The sequence below is a fragment of the Paraburkholderia sp. WS6 genome (genome assembly GCF_030464835.1).
GTDB classification, from domain to species: Bacteria; Pseudomonadota; Gammaproteobacteria; order Burkholderiales; family Burkholderiaceae; genus Paraburkholderia; species Paraburkholderia madseniana.
This window is the reverse complement of the sequence record NZ_JALQCK010000001.1, coordinates 491,065-516,419: the sequence shown is the minus strand read 5'-3', so window position 1 is coordinate 516,419 and position 25,355 is coordinate 491,065. Positions and strand designations below refer to the sequence as shown.

Below are 25,355 nucleotides of genomic sequence, written 5' to 3'. Positions count from 1 at the left end.
TTATATAGTTAGCTTAACAAAGTGAATTCTAAGAGAAGGGCGCGCTTATAATCTGGCGGTCGTCAAAACAATGATGACCGGGTGTGAGAGCCCGAATGCCATAACCCGTTCGGCCTGCTACGCAGGTCGCGCGTTTGCTTCAGCTCGTCTATTTATGGGTGGGCCGTGGCGAGGGAGCCGCGAGGCTCGCCGGTTTGGTGTGGCACCGGTCTCTCAACCTCGCTACGTGCCCGCCCACCCGTTTGCAGCGAGTGTCGGGCGATTTCGAGAATCAACCGGAAATCGCGCCATGAGCAAACCCGCTGAAGTTCCATTTATGAACCCTCGTCTTTCGGTGAAGCCCGCTGAATATAAGCGACTTGCCGGAGAGGTATTGGAAGCAACCCGCACGTATGTGGAACGGCTTTCATCGCTGGCTATGCTCGCCAGAACGCTGCGCAAAGGTATCGCGATGAACCATTGCGACCGTCGCGACCAGATGTTGCTTGCGGAGTTGTTGGAGCGTACGGCGCATCAGTACGAAACCGAGGCGAACATTGAGCGGGGGAAAATGACGGTCGTGATGGCCGATGCGGAGGAAGCAGAATCGAACGCTGCACGGCGCAGGAAAGGGCTGGGTGAATCAGTGGCGCCGCGCACGAGAACGCGCAGGAAGGTCGGCGCTGGCGTAACAGCATTGGCATGACATACGGCTGCGCTCTGCACGAATTGGCGGATAGCGTTACAGCGAATCTCCGCACCTACTTACCGATGGAGACGCCATGGACCGCGAAGCATTCACTGAAAGCCTGACGAAAGAAGGATTCCCTGAGGCCGTCGTTGTGACGCGCGAGGCGAACACCACGATGGATGTGCATGAACATTCATTCGAGGCGAAAGCGTTGATTCTGGAAGGCGAGTTGCACATCCGCGTGGATGACACCGAGCAGGCGTACAAAGTCGGCGACGTCTTTCACTTGCCCGCGAACAAACCGCATGCAGAGCGTTACGGTCCGAATGGTGTGACGTATCTGGTGGGAAGGAAGTAAGAAAACCTGCAGACGGCAGACGCACCCAGCAGGCTGGCGCGGTCTGAAAACACCAGTGCGCCTGGCCGTCAGCAAAACGAATAACTCACGCCCCCAACAAGACCCCGGTCCTGAACGCCGTCTTCCCAGTCACCCGCCCCAACGGTGCCCCAGTTGTCACAAACCGAATCGCGCGCCGCATATAAAACACACCCTCGGTATTGCTAACGAGCGTAGTCGTCTCATCAGTCAACGGATCGACGATATCAAACAGCGCCTGGCCAACACGAATCGTGTCGCCGATCTTGGCGCGATGAATCAGAATTCCGCTAACAGGCGCATAGAACTGCTCGCTTCCAGCGAGCGGCGTAGCAGGCGCAAGCAACGCGGGCAAAGGCTTCACATCAAGCTTGATAGCTTTGCGCCAGACCAGATAATCAACCAACGCGTCTGCGTCCTCCTGCGCGACTTCATAAGACACGTCCCGCTGCCCACGGCACTCCACAGTGACAGCAATCGCCCCATTGGGTACCGGTTTATCAACCGGCATAGCTTGCTGCAATTGCCACCACAACAAGCTGTGCGTCTCATCAAACGACTCCCCGCCCGAGTTAGTCGCCAGCAACGAAGCCTGCGCGCCCAGATACCGTGACAAAGGCTCAAACTCAGGCCAAGCAGCTTCACTGGTATAGAGATGCATTGCCGCTTCCAACGAGCAATGCAAATCGATCACCACATCTGCATCGAACGAGAGCTTCAGCAGCGCCAATTGCAGCGACTCGAACTCAGTCAACGGTTTCTGCTCGGCGAGTTCAGCAGCGATCAGTTCGCGAACAATCCGCCGATTCTCTGCAACATCCGAACCCAACGCCTCCTTAGCCCGCTCCACCAGCTTCGAAAACTGCATGAAGTGTCGATTGAAGTTCTTGCCGCTGCCCAGATCGAAGCGCCCAAGAAACTGCCCGAGCACATACTGCCCAAGCCCGACCGGATTCGCCACCGGTACCAGCACAATTTCCGCGTTCAACGCACCCTGCTTCTCCAGTTCAAGCAATCGACGCTTAAGCAAAACCGTCGTCAACATCGCAGGCGTTTCATCGGCATGCAGCGACGACTGGATATAGATCTTCTGTCCGCTATCCGCAGGACCAAAATGAAACGACACCAGTTCGCGGTGCGTGCCGATAGCCGGCGATAGAAGCGGAATCGATTGCTTGTTCATAAGAGCGAGAAGCCTGGAAAAGAATATGAAGTGAGAAAATCAATTGCCGTACGGATCGAAGTCGAAGTACTTCTTCGCGATCTGCGCGTACGTACCGTCCTTGCGCATCGAAGCAATCGCCTCGTTAATGGACGCCTGCACTGCAGTCTCATCCTTGCGCAGGCCGATGCCCACGCCGCGGTCACCCATCGAAAGCGGCTCACCGACAAACGCAAACCCCTTCCCCGCCGGCGTACGCAAAAAGCCGTAGTCAGCTTCAACAGATCCGAGCAACGCGCCATCGAGACGACCGTTCTGCAAGTCGGCGAACACCTCCTCCTGACTCTTGTACGCAACCACATGCACGCCAAGCGGCGCCCAATTCTTCAGCGCGTAACTCTCGAACTGTGTCCCCGACTGCACGCCGATCTGCTTGCCGCCCAACGCATTCGTACCGCCCGTGAGCGCCGAACCTTGTCGCGCGATCAACCGCGATTTGAACTGGAACAGCTTCGACGAAAACAGAATCTGTTGTTCGCGTTTGTCCGTGATCGCCATCGACGAAAGGATCGCGTCGATCTTGCGCGCCTGCAGCGCGGGAATCATCCCCGAGAACTCGAGTTCGACCCATTGGCAACGCGCATGGATGCGCCGGCAGATTTCGTTGCCGAGATCGACGTCGAAACCCTTGAAGCTGCCATCGGGCGCCTTGGAGTCCATCGGCGGATAGGTCGGATCGATACCGAGGCGCAGCGCGGCGGGGTCGGCGGCAAACGCACCACTGCTGAAAGTCAGCGCGGCGCTCAAGATCATCAGCGGAATTTTCATGGGAGGCGGGTGTGGGTTGGGCGGATTACTACAGGGCCATCCTATGCCGCCGTTGCGCCTCAAAGAAGTCTCAAAAGTAATATCATGATCACTTTTACCGATCACAGAGACTTCTCATGGCGCTGACGATCTCCCAGCTCCGCGCGTTCACCGCCGTTGCCGAGCACGGCAGCATCCGCGCTGCGTCGCGGGCGCTCGGCATCGCCCAGAGCGGCATCACGCAGCAGTTGCAGAATCTCGAATCGATGCTGGGCGCGACTTTATTCACCCGCACGAACCGCGGCATCGCGCTGACCGCGCTCGGCCAGCGGCTCTTGCAGCGCGCCGGCGCGATTCTCGGCGAATGCGAGCGGGCCGAACAGGAAGTGCAGCAACTGCGCGGCGACTACGCGGGCGAGGTCACGTTCGGCATGACCACCGAGCCGTTGATTGACGCCTTCGCTCCGGTGCTGATGGAATTCCGCGCGCGCTTCGAGCGGGTCGCCGTACATTTGCGCACCGGCACCTCGCGAATGATGATTTCGTGGATTCGCGAAGGCAGGCTCGATTTCGCTGTCGCGCTAGTGTCGAAGCACACCGATACGGCCGATCTGTCCGTGACGCCGCTCTATCCGTCCGATCCCGTGGTCGTCTGCCGTCGCGGTCATCCAAAAGCAGGCGCCACCTCGATTGCCGATCTCGTCGATTGCACATGGGTGGCAACGCCGTCGCCGAATCTCACCGACGATCCGCAGGTCAATCGCCTGAACCATCTGTTCGAGAGCCACGGCCTGCCGTCGCCGAAAATCATCGCGACGGTGGAAGGTCTGTACGAGACGCTGCATCTGGTGGGCGCGACGGACTGCCTGTCGCTGGAGTCGTCGATTGTCGTCAAACGCGGACCGTTTGCGAGCACGCTCACGTCGATCAATGTGCGCGAACGGGCGGTCGAACAGAACGTGTGCCTGCTGCAGCGCGCGGCGATTCCCGTGACGCCCGCCGCGCAGGAACTCGCGACGATGATTGCGTCATACACGCGCACGGTGCGGGCGCGATGAGCGCTGGGGCATAAAAAAGCCCGACGAGGGTCGATTTAGAGTCGAACGTGCATTCGCAATGCACAACGCTTGCGGTGGCCTGGCGTACGGCCGACGGTTCGCAGCGACCACGCTCGACAGAATCAATTTGGCGTTTCGAGCGCGATCAACTCCTCGATGGTCTGCCTGCGCCGAATCAACCGCGGCGTGCCGTTTTCCAGCAACACCTCAGGCGCCAACGGCCGGCTGTTGTAGTTCGATGACATCGACGCGCCGTATGCCCCGGCGTCATGAAACACGATGAAGTCCCCTACTTCCGGCGCCGGCATGGAGCGGCTCGTGACGACACCGCCCGCCTCCTGCGTAAACACATCGCCGGCCTCGCACAACGGCCCGGCCACCGCGAAAGAGCCAGCCGGCGCTTCGCTCGGCACGCCATTACCCTTCACCACCGTCATCTCATGATGGCTGCCGTAGAACGACGGCCTCACCAGATCATTGAATCCCGCATCCAGCAAGGCGAACTGCCGGTTCGGCCGCCGGTTCAGCGCGTGCACCTCGGCAACCAGCACACCCGCTTCTGCAACCAGAAAGCGCCCCGGCTCGATTTCGAGTCTCACGCGATGCCCAAGATGCGTTTCGATCTGCCGCCGCGCCGCGTCCCAAAGACGGAAATAATGCTCGACGTCGATCCGCGGCTCACCTTCCCTGTACGGCACCGATAAACCGCCACCGGCCGAAATAGCTTCGATATCGTGGCCCAAGCCTTGCAACGCTTCGACCATCGCATCGCACACGCGCGATAGATGCGTGTAGTCGACGCCGGAGCCGATATGCATGTGCAGCCCGACCAGCTTCAGACCGTAACGCCGCACCATAGCGATCGCCAGCGGCACGTCGTCAAGCCAGATGCCGTGCTTGCTGTGCTCGCCGCCCGTGTTGGTCTTGTTGCTGTGTCCGTGCCCGAAACCGGGGTTGATTCGCAGCCACACACGATGACCTTCAGGCGCATGTCGTCCAACGCGTTCAAGCATATCGAGCGAACCGGCGTTGACCGTGATGCGATGCTCGATCACGGTGGCCAGCGTCGCGTGATCGACAAGATCCGCCGTAAACACCACGCCCTCAGGATCGCCGTCCGGCTGGAAACCCGCCGCGAGACTACGCGCGATTTCGCCTGAAGACACCGCATCGACCATCGCCCCTTCGTCGCGCATCAGCCTCAGGATATGCACGTTCGAACACGCCTTCTGTGCATAGCGAATCACGTCGAAGCTGCGCAATTCGGCGATACGCTGGCGGATCACGTCCGCGTCATAGACCCAAATGGGCGTGCCGTACTGATGCGCGAGTTCGACGAGTTGCGGTGGATTGAATGTGGTCACGGTTGGCGGCTCTCTATATCGAAGCATTAGTGAGCAACATGATGCTGAGAACCGGTCATTCAGTAAAATACCTATTTATCGTTAACCCATTCATTCTTGATATACACATCATGGCGCTCACTCATCGACATATCGAAGTATTCCGCGCGTTGATGACGACAGGCAGCGTCACCAAGGCAGCCGAGATGCTGTTCACTTCACAACCCACGGTAAGCCGCGAAATTGCGCGCATGGAACAGAGCATCGGTTTTGCCTTGTTCGAACGCGTGCAGGGTCGCTTGCGTCCGACCATGTCCGCGTTGACGCTGTTCGATGAAATCAAGCGCGCGTATATCGGTCTCGAACGGGTAGCGTCCACGGCGGCAAGTCTGCGCGAATTTCAGGGTGGCCAGCTTTCCATCATCGCGTTGCCCGCGTTTTCGCACTCGATCCTGCCAGGCGCGGCGAAACGTTTTCACGATGTACAGCCCGGCGTCAGCCTCTCGATCGCGACGCAGGAATCGCCGTTTCTCGAAGAATGGCTGACCGCGCAGCGTTATGACCTCGGCCTGACCGAACACGGCGCGCCGCCTGCTGGAACACGCTTGACACCTTTGCTCGAAGTGGACGAAGTTTGCGTGCTGCCCGATGGGCATCCATTGCTCGCAAAGCGCGTGATCGATTTGAGGGACTTCGCGAATCAACCCTTCATCAGTCTGTCGTCGAACGATCCGTACCGGATTCAGATCGACGAAGCCTTCACGCAAGCGGGCATCGCGCGCCGCCAGATGATCGAGACGCCCACCGCTGTCTCCGTGTGCAGTTTCGTGCGGCAAGGTCTCGGCGTGGCCATCGTCAATCCGCTTACGGCGTTGGATTTCGCGGGCCGCAATCTGCATATCCGGCCGCTTGCCGTGTCGCTGCCGTTTCGCGTGAGCGTGGTTCATCCGGAGCATCGCCCAAGCCATCCGCTGGCCGTTGCGTTCGTCGACGCGCTGCAAAGCGAGGCAGACGCGTTGCGAATACAATTAAAAACCCACTCAAAACGCAAGCAGCAATAAGGGCGCTATTCGACGAACAAACCGCGCCACGTTCGCCCATCAACAGGAGTTTCCCAAATGATGAATCGAGACAATCCCGTCTGGCTGATTACAGGCTGTTCCACCGGCTTCGGCCGCGAGTTAGCGAAGTTGGTGCTGGAGCGCGGCTGGCGCGCGGTGGTCACCGCACGCGACCCGTCGAAAGTGAAAGATATCGCCGAAGCACACGGCGATCGCGCGCTGGTTCTGCCGCTCGACGTAACGAACCGCAAGCAGATCGACGACGTGGTCGCGCAAGCCAAGCAGCGTTTCGGGCGCATCGACGCGCTCGTCAATAACGCGGGTTACGGCTATCTGGCCGCGATCGAAGAAGGCGAGGACGACGAAGTCCGCGCCATGTTCGAGACCAACGTGTTCGGCCTGGTCGACATAACGAAAGCCGTGCTGCCGATCATGCGTGAGCAGCACAGTGGTTTGATCGTGAATGTGTCGTCGATCGGCGGCATCACGAGTTTCGCCGCGACCGGCTATTACCACGCCACCAAATACGCGGTGGAAGGCTTGTCCGAATCGCTCGCGACGGAAGTGAAGCCGCTCGGCATCGACGTATTGATCGTCGAACCCGGCCCGTTCCGCACGAACTGGGCAGGTCCGTCGATCAAGCAATCGGCTACGGAGATCAACGACTATGCGGCCACGGCAGGCGAGCGCCGCAAGCAGACCGAGGCGCGCAGTGGCAAGCAGGCGGGTGATCCGGTGCGCGCCGCCCAGGCGATCATCGACGCCGCGCTGTCAGACAAGCCGCCGCTGCGTTTGCTGCTCGGCAAGATGGCGCTCGAACTGGCGCGAAAGAAGCTGGACTTCATGCGCGGCGACTTCGATGCGTGGGAGGCCACGACGGTCGGCGCGGATTATCCGGCTTAAAACTCGACCAACGCAAAATCTTCCTTGCCCACGTCGCACAGTGGGCAGCGCCAGTCGGCCGGGACATCTGCCCAGCGGGTGCCCGGCGCGATACCTTCTTCCGGCAAGCCGGCGGCTTCGTCGTAGATCCAGCCGCAGATCACGCAGACCCATTGTTTGAAGTCGTCCGCAAGCGCGGCGCTTTCTTCCGCCGCATGCGGGGCATCGACCGCCGCTCGCGACGCCGCCATCTCATCAAGGCTCACGACCAAAGGCGCGGCGGTACCTGCACTATTTTCAGCAAGGCGTGCCTGCAGGCTTTCCAACAGCCGTTGCGCTTCGACCTGCGTCAAATCGATCCAGTACGGATCGCCAGCGCCGTCGTTGAGCCGTTCGGGAGAAAACTGGATTTCTACAGCGACGCCCTTCTTGTACATGGCAAATCGGAATATCGATGAAGCCGGCGGCGAGCGCCGGTATAGAGTCGAATGCTTGAAGCGAGGGCTTCGCGGCGGGATCAGACGAACTGGTTCAGCACGATCGCCGCAATCAGTCCAGCGGCGCCGATGAGGCCCAGCAGTTGCAGCAGAGTGAGGGATTTACGGGATGCGGTGGGGATGTGTTGCGTAGTCACGAGGCGTTCTTAAAGATCGGAAAAAGCGAAATAGTACACGGGTCGGAGGCGGGCGCATCTCGATTGGCGCAAACCTCGGCGTGTCAGATGCCATTATCGCTAGTCGATCGGCTTGAATTCCCTACCGGGTGGAGATGGATTCATTCTCCGCCGGGCGGAAAGCGGCCTACGAAACAGCCACCTCGCCAGCATGCTCCGACACCGCCGCCACGATCGCGGCAACGGCCGAAGCCCCAAAAAGCTCGAATATCAGGTATTCGACAATGGATTGCCGTGACGCGAATCCCAGAAGCGGATCACCGCGGCGCCACCGGTACCAGCGCCCACCACGTGATCCGGCGCGCCGCTCTCGCGCAGCAAGGCGCGTAATTCGTTGATGACCGGAAACACCTCGTGATTCCAGTCCGCGCCCTGCGAATCGTGCGCACGTTGTTCTGCTTCGACGATTTCGCGGTCTTCCTTGAAGATGCGTTCGGTGAACCACACGAGCAGCGGCCACGCGAGATTCAGCACGCCTGGAATGCCCGGTTTGCGAATCGACAGCAGGCCAAAGGTGCGGTTCGTGCGCTGCTCGCGATCGAGCGGCACATAGACGATCCACAAATCCATCACCAGCGTCTGATCGGACGTGCGGATCTGCAGCGTCTGATACGGATACTCGGTGCGGATCGTCATCACGTCCTTGTCGTTGTCGCCGCCTGTCTTGCGGCTCTGGCCGAACACGATCGCTTCGCCGATCGGCTGCTGGCCAGCCATACGCGCAAACGTGTAATCGACTTCGACCCAGCCCTCGCCACGCCGACGACCCACCGACCGCGCGCGCATCTGCCCCATTTGCCGGCGATGCAGGAACTGATGGTTCATATCCATCAGATTCTCGTGCATGAACGAATAGTGGCAATTGACCGGACGGCCGAAACGGCGCGTCTTGTACTTCTTGTCGGATACGGCGCCGAACGCGGGTAGCGTCCGCTCTTCGGCCAACTCGGCATTGCCGGGAAACACGAAAATCAGGCCTTCGACTTCGCGGCACGGATAAGAGCGCACGCCATTGGGCAGACGTTCGCGGCCCAGATACGGCACGTCGATGCAGGTGCCCGAACAGTCGTAGGTCCAGCCGTGATACCCGCAGCGGATCGACTCGCCGTCCACCACGCCCTGATGCAACGGTACCTGACGATGTGCGCAGCGATCTTCGAGCGCAAACACCTTGCCGGACTCCGTACGCGCCAGCACGATCGGCTCACCCGCGAACGTCACACCATGCGTCTTGCCCCGCTTCACCTCATGCGACCACGCGAGCGGATACCAGTAATCAGGGTGAATACCGACGCGGCGCAGATCGCGCACTGGGGCGTCGTTGGCGGCCTGATCCGGCGCGTGTGCATTCGCGCCTGTTGGCGCGTTGGTTTGCGCGGCGGCATGAGCAGAAGACGTATGGGCCGGCGCATCGACGGTGTCTTGTTCGAGCGGGGGAACAGCATGCATAGGTGGAGCCTCCGTGCACGAGCGGATGGAAGGTGGTCGCCCTGCAATTCGCGGGCCGACATCGCCGTACAGTCTACTCGAAGCCGAAGCGGCATGGTTCCGCCACCTGCATGCCATACCCCACTGCGCAGTCCATGGGCGCAATCGCGCCTGCGTGCGACCCTACGGTCTTCAAACGAGGCGCTTGGTGGTTAGGTCTCGTCGCGCGTCACGAGCCCGGAGCGGCGTTGCACGCCCCACGAGCGTCCGCCACGCAGGAAATGCAGCCAGCCGAGCAGTGCGCCGACGTGCCGCACCAACTGGAATGTGAACGGCTCGGCGATCGCCGCGAGCACCGCCATCCACAAACTGGAGCCGGTGCGCTCGCCGGTCCAGCGGCGGTACAGATGGATACACCAGAGATAAAACGCGAGGTCGATCGCCGTCTTGAGGCCGATCACGCTGAAAATCGACACGACGATCGCGCCGTGCCCGCCGAACAGAAAGCCGAGCAGCAGCGCGAAGGCGGTCAGCCCGTAGATCGGCTGCATCGTATCGATGGCCTTGACCGGCAGCATCAGCATGCCCATCGTGCCGTAGCGCGGGTTGCCGGTCATGTCACGGTTCCAGTATTGCGTTTGCAGGAAACCCGCAAACCAGCGGCGGCGCTGCCGCAGGAAACTGCCGAGGTTGTCCGGCGCGTCGGTATGCGCATGCGCATCGCCGACCACACGCACGTCCCAGCCGAGACCATGATCGACCGAATAGCGGCGCAGCCGATGAATCAGTTCGTAGTCTTCGACCAGGCACTGCGGATCGAAACCGCCCACGTCGACCAGCGCGTCGCGCCTGAACGACGCGAAGGCGCCGGAAATCAGCAGCAGGCTATCGGCGCGCATCCACGCAAAACGGGCGATGAAATTGCGCATGTACTCGTAGGTCTGGAACCACTGGAACACGCGGCCCGACACCGATTTGCCGCACACCGGCACCAGAATGCCGGCCGCCGCGACCAGCTTCGGCTCGCTCGCGAAGGCGGCGCGCATCGCGTAGGTGGCGTCGTCGTCGAGCAGCGTGTCGGCGTCGACGGTCATCACGGTCTCGGTGGTCATGACCATGATGGCGGCGTTCAGCGCACGCGCCTTGCCGCCGTGCGGCACGCGCAGCCAGTACAGATTCGGGTAGAGCGAACTCGGCGCGCTCAGAACGCCATTAGCGGCGGCAGTGAGGCCAAAGCGTTCGGTGAGCAGCGCATGGGTGGCATCGGTGGAACCGTCGTCGGCGATCACAATTTGCGCCGGGCCATGCGTCTGGCGCAGCAGCGCGGCGAGCGTCACCGGCAATACCGTCGCCTCGTTATGCGACGCGACGATCACCCCCATGCCCGGCAAGTTGCGCGCATCGAAGTCCGGCTCGAGCGGCGGCGTGGGCCGCATCAACGGCAGCGTTTTCCAGGTGACGAACGCAAGCAGCAAGGTGTCGTACACGACGTACGCAATGCCGGTCGACCACGCCACCACGCCTTGCAGAAAGAATGCGCGGGCGAACAGCAACAACCACAGCACGACGACGCTGAAATGAATCAGCGTGCTCAGCAGCGTAGTGGGACGCGGCAGAATGCGCGGCGATGCAAGGGCGAGTGCCTGTTCCAGAGTTTTCTTCAAAATGACTGCTGAGTCCGTCGTTGGTGGTTATTAGATAGAAAGCAGCGTGGCGGTGCTTACCGCACCATGCGTTTCAGAACCGACTTGCGATCGATCCATTGATGCTTCAACGCGCCGCCGATATGCATCGCCAGCAACGCATACAGCGCGTAGCCAAGCCACGTATGCAAGGCGCCGAAGCGGTCGTGCAAGGACTCCTTGAGCACCGGATCGAGATTCATCACGTAACCGATGCGCGGCCAGGGGAACAGATTGAACAGGCGCATCGGATGCGTGGCGGCATCTTTCCACGCGGAATCGTGCAGCCAGCCGGATAGCGGCAGTGCGATCATCAGCAGATACAGCAGGAAATGGGCAACGTGCGCGGCGATCTTTTCCCACGACGGAAACTCACGCGGCAACGGCGGCGGCTTGTGTGTCACGCGCCACAAGATACGCATCAGCGCGAGACCGAGCACCGTGATCCCGATCGACTTATGAGTGTCGACTACCGGACGCACCCAGTCGTCGGGCCATGATTCCGCGGTCAGGCCGAGTACGACATTGCCGATCATCAGCAGCGCGATCAGCCAGTGCAGCGTTATCGCCGTGCGGGTATAGCGCGACGCCAGCGGCGTGCCGGTCGAATCGGTCAGGGAGTCGGCGTGAGTATTCATCGGTCGTTCCGTCTGCAAATGGTTTTTTGGCGAAAGCTGTTTGAAAATTCGGCCGTGCCGCAGCAGGCCTGATCTCGCCGCCGGTATGAAGCAAACGCATCAGTTTGCCGTTTTATTCCGTCAGTCGCTTAATTGTGTGTTTCCGATTATTTCGACGTATTTCGACGGCGCGAGGCAAATCACGCCTGGAGCGCCGCGCCAACCCGCGCCCGCAAAGTCGGCAATACATCCGCGTCGAACCACGGGTTGCGCTTGAACCAGGCAATATTGCGCGGCGAGGGGTGCGGGAGCGGTATCACGTGGGGGCCGTAATCTCGCCAGCGCAGCAGCGTATCGGTTAGCGTCGGCCCGAAGGCGTCACCGAGGCCAAAACGCTGTGCGTATTGGCCAATCAGTAACGTGAGCCGCACCTCGCGCAACTGCGCGAGCAAGGCCTGATGCCAAAGCGCGGCGCATTCGGGCCGCGGCGGCAAATCGCCACTCGCCCCTCTGCCCGGAAAGCAGAAACCCATCGGCACGATGGCAAATTTCGAGGCGTCGTAAAAGGTCTCGTCGGAGACTTCGAGCCAGTTGCGCAAACGTGCGCCACTCGCGTCGCTCCATGGAATGCCCGAAGCATGCACGCGCGCACCGGGCGCCTGGCCGATGATCAGAATGCGCGAATCAGCCGACGCCACGACGACCGGCCGCGGCGCATGCGGCAGCACCGGCGCGCACACCGTACAGGCGCGAATGTCGTGCAACAACGTGTTCAGTGAAATGGGTTTCCTTGCGGTCATACCGAGGCGCGGGTCAGGATTCGGTTTAGCGTTTTACAAACCGATAGTGTCCCACGCCCCACTCATTCCCGTTCGCGTAGCCGAACATGAACATGAACACGCGCTCGCCGTGGCCGGCTCATCTCAATGCCGCGGCGGCCACGGAATCAGCGCGCTGGTGGTGCGCATGTAATCGGCGTAACCGGCGCGCCTTTTCGCCATGCTTTCTTCGAGCAGCGGGATGCCGGAGAGCTTCAGCAGCAGAAACACCATCAGCACCGGCGGCAACAAGGTGGCCCAACCCCAGGGCGTGCCGATCGACAGCGCGATGTAAGCAACCCAATGCACGCATTCAAAGAAGTAGTTCGGATGCCGTGAATAGCGCCACAGGCCAACGCGGCACACGCTGTTGTGATTGGCCGGGTCCTGTGTGAAGCGCTTGAGTTGACGGTCCGCGATGCCTTCGCCGACTACCGATGCGATCCACACCACAACCGCCAGCACGATCCAGCCGACGGCCGGTGGGCTGCTCCGATACGACGGCACCAGAAACGCGATCGACAGCAGCATCGAAATCACGACTTGCACCTGGAAAAACCAGAACATCTTGCTGGCTGCCTTGTCGCCCCATTCTTCACGGAAGCGGCGATAGCGCGCGTCTTCCGGTTTGCCGAAATTGCGTCTCCACAGATGCGTGCCGAGCCGCACGCCCCAAACCAGGCCACCCAGCGCGGTTAGTGCACGCGATACCGGATCGCCGTTGCCGAGCACGGCATAGAGCACCGCGACCAGGCCGAGCGAATAGGCCCAGACCGGGTCGACCATGCCGGCATTCCCGGTCTTCAACTGCCACGCCCAGACGGCGCTGAAGATCACGATGAGCGCAATCAGGGCGATCACGGCGGCGGCAAGTGGCGGCATGGGGGCCTCATTCGATGGCGATGCGGGTTATACGCTGTAAGGGCGCGATCGGATGCACGCGGGCGGGATTTCCGGCCCGATCATCTGTTCAACGGAGCTAGGCGTCCGCGGCCCGATAGCGGTATCGTGTCGGCAACGCCTGCCTCCACCGAATCTTCCGCTCATGCCGACTCGCTTCAACGCAGCTTTCACCGCTCTGCTCGCCGCCGCCTTGTTCGGCGCGACCACGCCGCTCGCCAAGTCGCTGCTCGGCTCGCTGTCGCCGTTTCTGCTGGCCGGACTGTTCTACCTCGGCAGCGGCACGGGCCTTGCCGCCGTGATTCTGGCGCGCCGCCTGAAAGGTCAGGCGGACGGGCAGCCGGTCAGTCACCACCGCTTCCCGGTGCGCGAAGTGCCGTGGCTCGCCGGCGCGATCGTGGCCGGTGGTGTCGCGGGGCCGGCACTGTTGATGCTGGGTCTGAAAACGACGCCAGCCGCCACCGGCTCGCTGTTGCTGAATCTCGAAGGCGTATTCACCGCGTTGATCGCGTGGATCGTGTTTCGCGAGAACGTCGACATTCAGGTGTTCCTGGGCATGGCCGCGATCGTCGCGGGCGGCGTGGCATTGTCGTGGCAGCCCGGCGCGGCCGGCTTGCCGCCCGGCACACTGCTGCTAATTGGCGCCTGCGCCTGCTGGGCGGTCGACAACAATCTCACGCGCAAGGTGTCGACTCACGACGCCATGTTCATTGCCTGCGTAAAAGGGCTCGTGGCCGGGTCGGTCAACGTGACGCTCGCGCTCACTTTTGGTGCAGCGTGGCCCAAGGCCGCGACTGTCGCACTCGCCATGCTGACGGGTTTCGCAGGCTACGGCGTGAGTCTCGTGCTGTTCGTCGTCGCACTGCGCAATCTCGGCACCGCGCGTACCGGCGCCTATTTCTCGGTCGCACCGCTATTTGGCGTGACCTTATCGTGGCTGCTGTGGCCGGAGATGCCGCCACCGCTGTTCTGGGTGGCCGCTGCCCTGATGATGCTGGGTGTCTGGCTGCACATCCGCGAACGTCACGAGCATCCGCACACTCACGCCCCGCTGGACCACACGCATCGTCATCGGCACGATGCGCATCACCAGCACGAGCACGATTTCGCATGGGACGGCGACGAGCCGCACACGCATCCGCATTCCCATGCGCCGATCACGCACGCGCACGCGCATTTCCCAGATATTCATCACCGGCATACACATTGATTTCTCGCTTCACCGCGTGGGGCGGGCGCTTGCTGCAGCGCAAGACAAAAATCTCTGTGGAGCGAGTCATTCGATAGACCAATTCAATTGGCATCGCGGCCAATCGCATCCTCTAATGAAACTCCTGTCGTGCGCCCGTTCCCGGCAACCCCGCCGGTCCACCCCGTTTGCCCCGGAGAGTTCCATGTCCCAACCCGAGCCTAATGTCGACGAAGTGGTGAGAAGCATCGCAGAGGAAACCGATACCCCCACGGAAACGGTCTCGAAGATGTATGCAGACACACTGGCCGACTACCGGCACGAAGCGCGTGTATTCGATTACGTGCCGCTGTTCGCCGCGAAAAAAGTACGCGACAAGCTGCGCCATACCTCGAAACACAAACACTGATTTGGCGGCGCGCGGAGACCACCGCCTGCCTCGTAGCACGCTGGATCGTCCCCGCTGGCTCGTGCGGCGATTCGCTAGAACACATACCGATTTATTTTTCGCGTTACCAGAACGCGTACCGGTTTATTTTTCCCACTGCTAGACTCTGACCCGGATACATCGACTCGGGGGAAGATGGCATGCGGGTGACAATCGTAGGCGCGGGCATTGCCGGTTTGAGCACAGCGTGGTCGCTTGCGAAGCTGGGACACGACATCACTCTGATTGAGCAGGGCTCGATTCCGAACCCACTCGCCGCCTCGGGCGACCGAAGTCGCATGATCCGCCGCGCCTATGGCGATGCTGACGGCTACGCACGCACCATCGCCGAGGCATTCGATAGTTGGGATCTGCTGTGGAATGACCTGGGCGTGTCCCACTATGCGAACTGCGGTGTGCTCGGCATTTCGCAACACGCAGGCGATGGCGGCGAGCAATTTCGCGCCGGCCTCGACCGGATGAAATTCGAGTATGAACAGCTCGACCCGCGCGAAGCGGCCGAGCGTTATCCGTTTCTCGACCCTGCCACGTTTCGCTACGCCTACCTCGATCAGGATGGCGGTGCGCTGTTTAGCGAACGCATCGCTCGCGACATGAAAGCCTGGCTCAAGATGCGCGGCGCCGAGATTCGCACCCATACCAAGGTACTCGCAGTCGATGCGCATGCGGCCTCCGTGCGGATCGAAGACGACACGATCATTCGCGCCGACCGGCTCGTGGTCACCGCCGGCGCGTGGACGCTACAACTGTTCCCCGCGCTCGCCGAAAACCTGATGACTTATCGCAACGTGGTCGCCTATATGGAGCCACCCGCGGATCTGGCGGATGCATGGTCGAATGCGCCCGCTATCGTCGATATTGGCGGCGCAAGCAGCGGTTACGTGCTGCCGCCAATCGACGATGTCGGTCTGAAGTTCGGCGCCAGTGTGCACAAATCACGTGCGCCTGATCCTGATGCCAATCGCATCGCGGCGCCCGGAGAAGGCGACAGTCTGCGCCGGTTGTTTTCACCGCCGTTCAGCCGCATCGCCGAATATACGGTTACCGAAGTAAAAACCTGCGCTTACACGTTCACTGCAGATGAACGCTTTTTTTCGAAGCGCATCGGCAACACGCTGGTGGTGTCGGCATGCTCGGGCCACGGCTATAAATTCGGCGCGGCAGTCGGGCGCCGGGTCGCGCAAGCGCTGGATTCCGATGACGACGCCGGGGTCGCGCGTTGGCTCAGGGCGGAAGCGGTCTAGCGCTCTTTCGTCATAACAATACGACGTTCGTTCGTGATCTAGCGTAGCCCACGCACTACGGCGGCGAGTCGCGCCACCAGCGCGTCGGCTTCGTGCGGTTTGACACCCGCGTAGCCGAGCATGAAGCCGTTGTAGCGCGCGGCGTCTTTAGCAGGCGGCTGACAAAACGCACTGAGCGCAGCGATTGCAAACCGTGCTCGCGTGTTACTGCGCTTACGTCCTGGTCGCGCAGCGGCACATCGAGCCGCATCGTCAGATGCATGCCGCCGCCGTCGGACGAGACGGTCACCAGGTCGCCCATATGCCGCTCGATCGCATTCACCAATGCGGTGCGGCGCTGCTGATACAGTCGCCGCATGCGCCGCAGATGCCGCGCATATTTCCCACTATCGATGAAGTCCGCCAACGCGATCTGTTCAGCCACGCGGCCTTGCCGTGCGATCTCGCTGAGCGCCTCGTCGATATTGGCGACGAGGTGCGCCGGCACGACCATGAAGCCCATCCGCAGCGCCGGAAACATCGTCTTGCTGAAGGTGCCGAGGTAAATCACCGGCGTGTCGGCCGCGAGGCCCTGGATCGATGGCAACGGCGGACCGCTGTGGCGCAGTTCGCTGTCGTAGTCGTCTTCGATGATCCACGCGCCGCGCGCCACTGCGTTCTCGATGATCGACCAGCGCCGCTCGAGGCTCAGCACGCTGCCGAGCGGATATTGGTGCGAGGGTGTGATGTACATCAGACGCGGTGGCGTCTGTTCCCAGTGATCGGGCGTCGGCGCCATGCCGGCGGCGTCGACGGGAATCGGCACCAGTTGCAAACCAGCGGCCTGGAATGCAGCCTTTGCACCGTGGTAGCCGGGGTCCTCAACCCAGACGCTATCGCCGGGGTCTGCCAGCATGCACGCGCATAGATCGAGACTCGCCTGCGTGCCCGAGGTGATGAACACCTGCTCCGCGGAACACCGCACACCACGCGACACGCGCACATATTCCGCGATCGAGCGGCGCAATGCAGGGTGCCCGGCGTTGTTGCCGTAACCGAGTTCGCGCGGTTCGACCACACGCCATGCGCGCTCCATCGAGGCACGCCATTGCGCGAGCGGAAATTCATCGAGTGCGGGTACGCCGGGACGAAACGGCGTGGGGTCGTCGGGATTCGTGCGCTCGCGCGGCAGGTCGGCGACACGGCGTGACAGGTGGTTTTCAGGCGTCGGCACGCTGCCGCTTGCTGCCGAGATCGAAGCGCCTGAACCGCTCACCATGCTGACAATGGAACCATGCCGGCTCGCCGTGATGAAGCCCTCGTCGGTGAGCCGCTCGTACGCGTAAAGCACCGAGTTGCGCGCAATGCCCAATTGTTCGGCAAGCGCTCGCGTCGCAAGAAGACGGCTGCCGTGGCGGATATCGCCATCGAGAATCGCACGACGCAGACTCTCGTAGAGCAAGTCCTGCTGCGTGAGCTTGCGCCCACCCATTGCGCGCTCGACGTTCGACATCAACAGGCCGTAGTCCAATTCCGTGGCTCCAAATTTCGGTCGCATTGTGGAGCTAACAATGGTGCCACAAATTTCTTATGCTGACGGTTGGTGCAGCCTTCTACGCCTAGTCGACCCAGCCATAGCAGCCGCGAGCCACTCGCCCGCAACCATCACCACACAAGGAGCCACACTCATGTCCGACGCGATTCAAATCCGCCCCGTCACGCCCGCCGACTTCGACGCCTGGCTGCCGCTGTGGGACGCCTACAACGCGTTCTACGGCCGCTCGGGTGAAACGGCATTGCCGCTCGAGGTCACGCAGGTCACATGGGGGCGTTTCTTCGATGCCTACGAGCCGATGCACGCGATGGTCGCCGAACGCGACGGCCAGTTGCTTGGCCTCGTGCACTTCCTGTATCACCGTCACACGACCATGGTGGCGCCGACCTGCTATCTGCAAGATCTCTACACGCTGGAAGCGGAGCGCGGCAAAGGCGTCGGCCGTGCGTTGATCGAAGCGGTGTATGCGCGCGCCAAGGCCGACGGCTTGCAACGGGTCTACTGGCAGACGCATGAGACGAATCACACGGCAATGAAGCTGTACGACAAGGTCGCGGACCACTCCGGTTTCCTGATCTACCGCAAGGCGTTGTGATACACCGCAGCAGGCCCGCCTAGCGGGGTTTGCGTCCCCGCTTTGCATCCCCTTCTCGCGTCGCCATTCTTGCGCGACCAGGCACCGCATTCGCATACCCGGCGGCCGATCCTGCCGGCATGCGTAGCGCATCGTCCTCATCGACTCTCACCGCATTCGTTCCCCTTCACCGCTCAAGTTTGCAGGCAGCCTGCCGTTATCGCCATTGGACGGAGCGCCATCTGGCTCCCACGCGACCTTGGGCGATCTCCTCACGGAGGGGCGCAAAACGAATCGGAAACTGTACATGCCTTCGATCATCGGCATCGATCTTGGAACCACGCATAGTCTTGCGGCCGTCTGGCGCAATAACGAGGCTGCCCTCATCCCGAACCCGCTGGGCGACGTGCTGACGCCGTCGTGCGTCTCGATCGACGACGATGGCTCCATCCTCGTCGGCCGGCCCGCCCATGACCGGTTGCATACGCATCCCGAACGCACCGCCGCCAACTTCAAACGCTACATGGGCACGAATCGCAACGTGTCGCTTGGCGTGCAGACACTGCGTCCGGAGGAACTGTCTTCGCTGGTGCTCAAATCGCTGAAGGCCGATGCCGAGGCGTTTCTCGGCGAAACCGTAAGCGACGCCGTGATCGCCGTGCCCGCCTATTTCAGCGACGCGCAACGCAAGGCCACGCGCATCGCCGGCGAACTGGCCGGGCTCAATGTGCTGCGCCTCGTCAACGAACCGACCGCGGCCTCGCTCGCGTACGGCGTGCATCAGCGCGACAGTGAACGCAAGTTCCTGATCTTCGATCTGGGCGGCGGCACATTCGATGTATCGGTGCTCGACTTCTTCGAAGGCGTGATGGAAGTGCGCGCCAGCACGGGCGACAATTTTCTGGGTGGAGAGGATTTCACGGAGGCGCTTGTTGAGTTGTTCTGCCAGCGCAATCGCCTTCAAGTCAAATCGCTCACGCCCATTGCTGCACAACGTCTGCATCAGCAGGCCGAACGTGCGAAGCGTCTGTTCACGCAGAGCGGCGCCGATAGCGTCACGCTCAAGCTTACGGTTGGCGATAACGAGCACAGCCTCGAACTCGATGCGGCGGCCGCGGAACGGACTTGCGAGCATCTGCTGCAACGTCTGCGCAAACCGGTCGAGCGCGCATTGCGCGATTCGAAGATCGCCGTGGATGCGCTCGACGAAATCATCCTCGTCGGCGGCGCCTCGCGTATGCCGATGGTGCGCAAGCTGGTCTCGAAGATGTTCGGCCGTTTGCCCGCCGCCAATCTGAACCCGGATGAAGTCGTCGCGCTCGGCGCTGCTGTGCAGGCAGGGCTCGTTAAGCGAGACGCAGGTCTCGACGAAATGGTGCTGACGGATGTCGCGCCGTATAGCCTCGGCATCGATACTGCGATGCAGGTCAGTGCCAATCAGTATGTGCCGGGGCATTTTCTGCCGATCATCGAGCGCAATACGATCGTGCCGGTTAGCCGCATGCAGCGCATTTTTACGGTCAGCGACCGTCAGCAGAAGTTGAGCATCAAGGTGTTCCAGGGCGAAGCGCGTTTGACGGTCGACAACGTGCCGCTTGGCGAATTCACGCTCGATGTGCCGGTCAAGCCGGCTGGCCAGGCGGGTGCGGATGTGCGCTTCACCTACGACGTCAACGGCGTGCTGGAAGTGGAAGCCACTGCGTTTCCCGGCGGCGTGAAGCGCGCGATGGTGATCGAAGAAAACCCCGGCGTGCTGACGCCTGAAGAAATTGGCAAACGACTCGCGGCATTGGCTGCGTTGAAGATCCATCCGCGCGATCAGTTGGAAAATCGCACGTTGCTCACGCGCGCAGATCGTGTCTATGAGGAAACGCTGGGGGAGCATCGGCAATATCTGGCCGCGTATATCGCGCGCTTTCAGTCGCTGCTCGAGCGGCAGAACGCCGAGGAAATCGCCCATGCGCGTAGCGAATTGAGCGCGTTGCTGGATCGCTTCGATGTGCATGTGACGTACTGACCGGCTATGGATACGACTTCTGCCCACCACTGGCCGTGGGACGTGCTCGGCATTGCGGCAAACGCCGACGAGCGCACCGTGCGCCGCGCTTATGCGCGTCTTTTGAAACAGCAACGCCCAGATGAGGACGCTGAAGCGTTTCAGCGGCTTCGGTACGCGTATGAGTCGGCTTTACAGATGGCTAGCGGCGGCGCTGCGGGGACGATAGCCGTGGTGTCGGCTTCAGTGCCAGTCTCGGTGCCAAGCCCACCGCCTGAGGCACACCTCCGCGAACACGACGCCTTCGAAAGCGCCGTGCAGTTGTGGCAGCACTTCGTCTCGCAACGGGGTCAGCTCGAGTCGCGTCGTTCGCTGCAGGATCTATTTGCGGTCGTCGTCAATATTCAGACGCGCGACGAACTCGAATGGCAAGCGCTGGTTCATTGTTTGAACGAGGATGCGCCGGCCACGCTGCGTATGAATCTAAGTGCTGTCCTGGGATGGCGGGACAACGCTGCCCACCTGAGGCGGCGCAACGCAGCCATCGCAACACTCGCGCTGGATCGTGTATTCGCCGATGAGGACTACAACGCGTTGCGCCTACGCTTCACAAATGCAATGGCGCTGCTCGAGGGGCCGCAGCCTCAGTTGGCGGCCGGCGCACATGCATTGCTGCGCGCTGGCGTGCGAACCGAGATGGAACAGTTGTTGACCACGCTCGGTCGTTATCATCCGAATGTCGTACGCCTGCGGCTCGACAGCGAGAAGGTCGAATTCTGGACCCGCTGCCTGTCGTTCCGGATTGGCGCGGGCCGCCTGTTCGGTCCAGCGCTTGTGCTGAGCGCATGGTGCGGCTTGCTGTTCGCCAACGCGTCGATGAACCTGAATAGCGATCGGTGGTTCGATCAATGGACGCCCGTTCAGCTGGCCGTGCTTCTGGTCACTCTGATGGTGACGCTGGTCACCAGCGCCGCGACGACTGTGCTGCTGTCTGAACCACAGCAACAGCGGCTGCGGATGCTGCGCTCGATTGGCTGGCTGCGTTACGGATGGATTCCGGTGTGGCTTGGCGCGACCGCCGCCGCGTTGTGCGACGGAGGCAGCGGGCGCTTGACGTCGATCGCAATGGACACACTCGGGATCTGCACGATGTGGGCCGCGCTGATCTATGGATGGCCGCGCATCAAACAACTCGCGATACTCGCCGCCGTCGGAGCGATCGGGTTCGGCTTCGCCGGCCATTGGCTCTCCACGGATCCTCGCGCGTGGCAGATGCCGTTCGCGCACGGCGTGCTGTTTGCTTTCTTCTTCTCTTTTGCGCAGCAGGAGTGTCGCGGCTGGCTCGCACGTCGCCCCCGCCTCGCATGGTTTGGAGCGACGATGTGGTTTGCGGGTTTCGTCACGTTGATCGTTTTGCTGTTGCAAAGGGACGAGCGTTCGACGCAATTTGCGTGGGCGCTTTTTACGGTGATGGCCGCAGCGGGTGGTGTGTTGGCGACGACGCGTTGGGCTGATTTGCGTCGGGTTGTGCCGCCCTTTTTCCGTGGCTACGTACACCTCGTCTGGTTGGCGCTTGCACTCTCCAAGCCGGACATCATCGCTTGCGTGAGCGCGGGATTGATGAGTGTTTGGATTATTGAAGAGCTGAAACAACGACGTCTATCGCAGCGGACGGCGCAATAACCGCTCGCGTGGGCACCTGTGCATGGGATGACCCTACTTCAGTGGATGAAGCTCTCCGGGCGATGGATCGAGACCGTCGGCTTTGAACCTCGATCCCGCGTGCGTATCACCGTCGAGCACAAGAGACTCATCACTACACCGCTTTAAAAGCAGAAGGGCCGTGAAACACGGCCCTTTGTTATCTAAACCACGACAGACAACAAATATAGCGATTTGCAATTCAATATTTGTCTTGTACGGCTAGACACGATGCGGCAACGGCGGCAACAGATCAATCATCTAATGGCTCACAAAGCCAAGTCCCGTCACCTCTAAGCGTCTGCACCTTCTTCGCCTCATAGTCGTAGAGCAGCCATTGCTCCTCATATCGATCTCCCTCGTCCAGATATGGCCATGTTGCAAGCTCTCCGCCGAGATCAAACCGAAAGACCGTCTTTACATCTTTCGGTAAGACCTCGATCGACATCAATATTTGCCCATCGAGATATTGCGACGCTTCATTGATGGCTTCGCTCGACGCCTCGTTGTCCGCGAGCCACGTACCATTCGAGCTTATCGTCCAGTTGCACATATAGATCCAAAGGTGCCACCGACCAGACACGACTACCCGACGACGATCTGCGGACTTGTGCACTTCAGGCAACTCCGATCGCGACAAACGCGGTTCCTGAATCCGCAGATGCGGGTCACCGTACTCCAGGGTAAGGTACGATCCGACGCCTTTCCGGACCTGCCAGGTGGGCAAGCCGCAGACGTCCGAAAAAGCGTCTTTTATGTCATCACGCAACATACTTCCGCCTAGTTATTGGTCGGGCAAAACATACCTATCGCTTTCGCTTTGATCTCATGGTAGCCGTAGTCTTGACCAGTTATCGCGTCATGCAACTTACGACGCTGACCTTTGGTCAAGCCAAGCTCCCTAACGATATCGCTAACTTGTTTGTTTTGAGCTTGATTGTTGCCCGGCGTACCTGTCGACCTGAGACCGAACGGGTCGTTAAGTTGAACCGGATTCCCGTTGACGTGAGCATACGCATTCGTCCGCCCACTGGCCCACCCAATCGGATCCTCACTGATGAACCGTCCGGTCTGCGGACTATAGTACCGGCTCCGATAGTAATACATCGGTACTACGATAGACCAACCCGGTTTGCAGTTGGAAGGTCACGTCATTGTTGCACCAGTCGAACGTACGTACCGCACTATTGACGTATGCCGAATTGCAGGTGGCGCATCGCCGGTTACGCGAGGGTCAGCGGTAGATAAACCCTATACAAAAATTCCCTCACGAAGGCGCAAGCACTCTGGACTTAAAAATCACAACCCCAAGTCGAACGCCAATCCATATCCCACACGCCATTCCGAACGGGAACAATGCCAACGTAGCCTCACGCCACCCGTGCTTCGCCCATAGAGAAAATCCGCTACTGACAACCACAACCATCAAAACCATAGAGTAAAAATCAAACAGTTGCCACGGTGACAACAAACCGTTCGACCATGCCGGCAGCCCCCCATTTTTTACCTTTTGGCCAGAAAAGATGGTTTAAAAAGAGAACACACAAGGCCAGGAAAAAACCCATCGCACTTGCTAGCGCGCCTATGAATACCCAACTCCCAAGCGGCATATTGGCAACGGGCTGCACGGACAATCCTGCCACAAGCACTACCAATAGTATTACCACCTTGATCACAGGCCAGAACATGAATTTATTTGCCACGAGTATAGGTCACCTCAATGCCGACTGCTGCGCAAGCAGCCCCTCCAAAACCTGCACTTGGGAAGCCGATCGCAATACCGCCGCCGGCTCCTCGATAGGGCCTTCCACCGAATCCCGGAAGGCCTGAAGAATCAGACTGGTTAAATTCCACTCCGTTGGAAACACCGATGCTTGTGTTAAAGGGACCTAAGCTAGCAGCCCATCGAGCGTCCTCTTGTGACGCTGCAAACGGTGAATCGCCTCGGTCTGCTCGCGGCCCTCGTCGACCGTCAGGATCAGGCAGCGGTTCAGCAGTTCCTCATCGATCTCGATCGCCGTCGTCGTCAGCATGATCGACACCGGTCCCTCAACACGGTATTCCTGCGTCACTAGGTTACCCGTCTGCGCATCCTCCCATCTGCGCAAGGACCCGCCCACCTTTCCGTGGATGAAGCTCTCCGGGCGCTGGATCGAGACCGCCGGTTTCGGGCCCGGATCCCGCGTGCGTATCACCGTCGAACACCAGAAGCTCATCATTACGCCGCTTTAAAAGCAGAAGGGCCGCAAGCGGCCCTTCTTCAATTCACAATCCCGCTACAGCTACTCTTCTTCCGGCGGGTCAAACCACAAATCAAAGTGCAACTCCATATCCAGCGATGCCAGTGCCGCCATTTGCTTCGGCCCAAGCGCAGGGCCACCATTTCCCGAAACGGAAGACCAGAAGCAGTAAGTTCGGTACCAGCAGCCCATCTCCTTAATCTTTTTCATGTCAACGCCATACGCTTCCAACTCTCGCAGTAAAAGATCCAAATGATCCGCGACGTCGACAGAGTCGAGTTCCTTGGTGTCGAAGAACCAGCCAAGAAGGCCGTTCTTGTTGCTGGTTCTGGTCGGCGACATTTTGATCTCGTCCGCCATGCGATTCATCGTGTCCGCATCAGAACCATAAATACAAAGCGTTACATAGGTCCGCGCACAAGCTGACATGTTTCGTCCAATAAGTTAATACCGCGACTGGCCACCTTTGCCGCTCTTGCCACCCTTCCCCGCCGGACAACCTTGGCCGTTCCACTGAGTCCAGAAGTCGTCAAGCATGGGCTTAGTGAAATTAACTGGACCCGGGATACCTTCGTCCTGCTTTATGCCATGCACCCAATCGCGGAAATTCCTATCGTTGTACCCGTACCATTGGTCGCCCTTATGTAGACCGTAGGGATCGTTAAACTGAACCGGGTTCCCACCTACGTAAGCATACGCATTCGTCTGCCCACTTTCCCAGCCGATCGGGTCCTCACTGATGAATCTTGAGGTTTGCGGACTGTAGTAGCGATTGCGATAGTAATACATCGGTACTGCAGCCCTACTCCGCGGTTTGCAGTTGGGTGGTCGCGTCGTAGCTGCATTTAGATGATCGTATCTATGCTCACTTGGCCATGACCACCTCTAGTTCACTACTCCGCCCAATCGGGGCTAGACAAACGAAAGGCCGCTCGCGCGACCCTTCTGTTGT

The 25,355-nt window shown here is 60.4% G+C and carries 29 protein-coding genes; 13 read left to right on the top strand and 16 right to left on the bottom strand.

From position 1 onward, the window contains the following. Positions 1-289 precede the first annotated feature (289 nt). Complete coding sequence (locus M0D64_RS02245) at positions 290-685, top strand: hypothetical protein (RefSeq protein WP_266256435.1); 396 nt, start codon at positions 290-292, stop codon at positions 683-685. Positions 686-761: 76 nt separating this feature from the next. Next, a complete protein-coding gene (locus M0D64_RS02240) occupies positions 762-1,028 on the top strand; it encodes a cupin domain-containing protein (RefSeq protein ID WP_266256434.1) in 267 nt (88 codons plus the stop codon). An 85-nt stretch (positions 1,029-1,113) separates the two neighbouring features. Here the strand turns inward: M0D64_RS02240 and M0D64_RS02235 are convergent, their stop codons facing one another. Both M0D64_RS02235 and M0D64_RS02230 read right to left on the bottom strand, forming a co-directional pair. Beyond that, positions 1,114-2,229 (bottom strand): succinylglutamate desuccinylase/aspartoacylase family protein, encoded by a 1,116-nt coding sequence (locus M0D64_RS02235; RefSeq protein ID WP_266256433.1) that lies wholly within the window; start codon positions 2,227-2,229, stop codon positions 1,114-1,116. A 39-nt stretch (positions 2,230-2,268) separates the two neighbouring features. Then, a complete protein-coding gene (locus M0D64_RS02230) occupies positions 2,269-3,036 on the bottom strand; it encodes a transporter substrate-binding domain-containing protein (protein WP_266256432.1) in 768 nt (255 codons plus the stop codon). A gap of 116 nt (positions 3,037-3,152) precedes the next feature. On the opposite strand from M0D64_RS02230, the gene M0D64_RS02225 reads away from it, so the two are divergent. Then, complete coding sequence (locus M0D64_RS02225; RefSeq protein ID WP_266256431.1) at positions 3,153-4,073, top strand: LysR substrate-binding domain-containing protein; 921 nt, start codon at positions 3,153-3,155, stop codon at positions 4,071-4,073. Between the two features lie 122 nt (positions 4,074-4,195). Here M0D64_RS02225 and lysA read toward each other — a convergent pair whose 3' ends face one another. Beyond that, positions 4,196-5,464 (bottom strand): diaminopimelate decarboxylase, encoded by a 1,269-nt coding sequence (lysA, locus tag M0D64_RS02220; protein WP_266256430.1) that lies wholly within the window; start codon positions 5,462-5,464, stop codon positions 4,196-4,198. An 83-nt stretch (positions 5,465-5,547) separates the two neighbouring features. Between lysA and M0D64_RS02215 the strand changes: the two genes are divergently transcribed. Both M0D64_RS02215 and M0D64_RS02210 read left to right on the top strand, forming a co-directional pair. Next, complete coding sequence (locus M0D64_RS02215; RefSeq protein ID WP_266256429.1) at positions 5,548-6,477, top strand: LysR family transcriptional regulator; 930 nt, start codon at positions 5,548-5,550, stop codon at positions 6,475-6,477. Positions 6,478-6,534: 57 nt separating this feature from the next. Continuing rightward, positions 6,535-7,380, top strand: coding sequence for an oxidoreductase (locus M0D64_RS02210; RefSeq protein ID WP_266256428.1), 846 nt, complete (start codon positions 6,535-6,537; stop codon positions 7,378-7,380). On the opposite strand, the gene M0D64_RS02205 is transcribed toward M0D64_RS02210, so the two are convergent. The 6 genes from M0D64_RS02205 to M0D64_RS02180 form a co-directional block, all read right to left on the bottom strand. Continuing rightward, on the bottom strand, positions 7,377-7,796 hold the full coding sequence (locus M0D64_RS02205; protein ID WP_301717109.1) for a rubredoxin: 420 nt from the start codon (positions 7,794-7,796) through the stop codon (positions 7,377-7,379). The two genes, M0D64_RS02210 and M0D64_RS02205, sit on opposite strands and share 4 nt — an antisense overlap. A 446-nt stretch (positions 7,797-8,242) precedes the next feature. Beyond that, the gene (locus tag M0D64_RS02200) at positions 8,243-9,481 is read right to left on the bottom strand and encodes an aromatic ring-hydroxylating dioxygenase subunit alpha (protein ID WP_266256427.1); all 1,239 of its coding nucleotides are present in this window, start codon (positions 9,479-9,481) and stop codon (positions 8,243-8,245) included. A 191-nt stretch (positions 9,482-9,672) separates the two neighbouring features. After that, entirely contained in the window at positions 9,673-11,124 is a 1,452-nt protein-coding gene (locus M0D64_RS02195) for a glycosyltransferase (protein ID WP_266256426.1), read from the bottom strand. A 56-nt stretch (positions 11,125-11,180) separates the two neighbouring features. Continuing rightward, positions 11,181-11,780 (bottom strand): cytochrome b, encoded by a 600-nt coding sequence (locus M0D64_RS02190; RefSeq protein WP_154563045.1) that lies wholly within the window; start codon positions 11,778-11,780, stop codon positions 11,181-11,183. A gap of 179 nt (positions 11,781-11,959) precedes the next feature. Beyond that, positions 11,960-12,559 carry a uracil-DNA glycosylase family protein gene (locus tag M0D64_RS02185; RefSeq protein WP_266256425.1) on the bottom strand — a complete coding sequence of 200 codons (600 nt, stop codon included), beginning with the start codon at positions 12,557-12,559 and terminating at the stop codon, positions 11,960-11,962. A 123-nt stretch (positions 12,560-12,682) separates the two neighbouring features. Further along, on the bottom strand, positions 12,683-13,459 hold the full coding sequence (locus M0D64_RS02180) for a DUF1295 domain-containing protein (protein ID WP_266256424.1): 777 nt from the start codon (positions 13,457-13,459) through the stop codon (positions 12,683-12,685). Between the two features lie 163 nt (positions 13,460-13,622). Here M0D64_RS02180 and M0D64_RS02175 point away from each other — a divergent pair, with 163 nt between their 5' ends. The 3 genes from M0D64_RS02175 (at position 13,623) to M0D64_RS02165 (ending at position 16,358) form a co-directional block, all read left to right on the top strand. Further along, complete coding sequence (locus tag M0D64_RS02175) at positions 13,623-14,687, top strand: DMT family transporter (protein WP_266256423.1); 1,065 nt, start codon at positions 13,623-13,625, stop codon at positions 14,685-14,687. Positions 14,688-14,871: 184 nt separating this feature from the next. Further along, positions 14,872-15,075 carry a DUF3562 domain-containing protein gene (locus M0D64_RS02170; RefSeq protein WP_028195916.1) on the top strand — a complete coding sequence of 68 codons (204 nt, stop codon included), beginning with the start codon at positions 14,872-14,874 and terminating at the stop codon, positions 15,073-15,075. Between the two features lie 179 nt (positions 15,076-15,254). Then, positions 15,255-16,358 (top strand): FAD-binding oxidoreductase, encoded by a 1,104-nt coding sequence (locus M0D64_RS02165; protein WP_266256422.1) that lies wholly within the window; start codon positions 15,255-15,257, stop codon positions 16,356-16,358. Positions 16,359-16,413: 55 nt separating this feature from the next. On the opposite strand, the gene M0D64_RS02160 is transcribed toward M0D64_RS02165, so the two are convergent. Further along, positions 16,414-17,868, bottom strand: a complete 1,455-nt coding sequence (locus tag M0D64_RS02160; RefSeq protein WP_266256421.1) for a PLP-dependent aminotransferase family protein — start codon at positions 17,866-17,868, stop codon at positions 16,414-16,416. Positions 17,869-18,025: 157 nt separating this feature from the next. Between M0D64_RS02160 and M0D64_RS02155 the strand changes: the two genes are divergently transcribed. The 4 genes from M0D64_RS02155 (at position 18,026) to M0D64_RS02140 (ending at position 22,292) form a co-directional block, all read left to right on the top strand. Continuing rightward, positions 18,026-18,487 carry a GNAT family N-acetyltransferase gene (locus tag M0D64_RS02155; protein WP_266256420.1) on the top strand — a complete coding sequence of 154 codons (462 nt, stop codon included), beginning with the start codon at positions 18,026-18,028 and terminating at the stop codon, positions 18,485-18,487. 286 nt (positions 18,488-18,773) lie between these two features. Continuing rightward, on the top strand, positions 18,774-20,483 hold the full coding sequence (locus M0D64_RS02150; protein WP_266256419.1) for a molecular chaperone HscC: 1,710 nt from the start codon (positions 18,774-18,776) through the stop codon (positions 20,481-20,483). A 6-nt stretch (positions 20,484-20,489) separates the two neighbouring features. Then, complete coding sequence (locus M0D64_RS02145) at positions 20,490-22,145, top strand: J domain-containing protein (RefSeq protein WP_266256418.1); 1,656 nt, start codon at positions 20,490-20,492, stop codon at positions 22,143-22,145. 27 nt (positions 22,146-22,172) lie between these two features. After that, positions 22,173-22,292 (top strand): SymE family type I addiction module toxin, encoded by a 120-nt coding sequence (locus M0D64_RS02140; protein ID WP_154563024.1) that lies wholly within the window; start codon positions 22,173-22,175, stop codon positions 22,290-22,292. Between the two features lie 124 nt (positions 22,293-22,416). Here M0D64_RS02140 and M0D64_RS02135 read toward each other — a convergent pair whose 3' ends face one another. The 4 genes from M0D64_RS02135 to M0D64_RS44825 form a co-directional block, all read right to left on the bottom strand. Beyond that, positions 22,417-22,935: a hypothetical protein gene (locus M0D64_RS02135; protein WP_154563022.1), complete on the bottom strand. Its 519-nt coding sequence runs from the start codon at positions 22,933-22,935 to the stop codon at positions 22,417-22,419. An 8-nt stretch (positions 22,936-22,943) separates the two neighbouring features. Then, positions 22,944-23,270, bottom strand: a complete 327-nt coding sequence (locus M0D64_RS44830; RefSeq protein ID WP_154563020.1) for an RHS repeat-associated core domain-containing protein — start codon at positions 23,268-23,270, stop codon at positions 22,944-22,946. A gap of 338 nt (positions 23,271-23,608) precedes the next feature. Next, positions 23,609-23,866 carry a hypothetical protein gene (locus M0D64_RS02130; RefSeq protein ID WP_154563018.1) on the bottom strand — a complete coding sequence of 86 codons (258 nt, stop codon included), beginning with the start codon at positions 23,864-23,866 and terminating at the stop codon, positions 23,609-23,611. A gap of 186 nt (positions 23,867-24,052) precedes the next feature. Next, positions 24,053-24,196, bottom strand: a complete 144-nt coding sequence (locus tag M0D64_RS44825; RefSeq protein WP_266240399.1) for a hypothetical protein — start codon at positions 24,194-24,196, stop codon at positions 24,053-24,055. Between M0D64_RS44825 and M0D64_RS44820 the strand changes: the two genes are divergently transcribed. Continuing rightward, positions 24,195-24,395 carry a SymE family type I addiction module toxin gene (locus tag M0D64_RS44820; RefSeq protein ID WP_323135760.1) on the top strand — a complete coding sequence of 67 codons (201 nt, stop codon included), beginning with the start codon at positions 24,195-24,197 and terminating at the stop codon, positions 24,393-24,395. The two genes, M0D64_RS44825 and M0D64_RS44820, sit on opposite strands and share 2 nt — an antisense overlap. Before the next feature lie 50 nt (positions 24,396-24,445). Here M0D64_RS44820 and M0D64_RS02120 read toward each other — a convergent pair whose 3' ends face one another. Together M0D64_RS02120 and M0D64_RS02115 are read right to left on the bottom strand one after the other, a co-directional pair. Next, positions 24,446-24,763, bottom strand: a complete 318-nt coding sequence (locus M0D64_RS02120; RefSeq protein WP_233464961.1) for a DUF4279 domain-containing protein — start codon at positions 24,761-24,763, stop codon at positions 24,446-24,448. 84 nt (positions 24,764-24,847) lie between these two features. Next, positions 24,848-25,192, bottom strand: coding sequence for an RHS repeat-associated core domain-containing protein (locus tag M0D64_RS02115; RefSeq protein WP_233464960.1), 345 nt, complete (start codon positions 25,190-25,192; stop codon positions 24,848-24,850). Positions 25,193-25,355 lie beyond the last annotated feature (163 nt).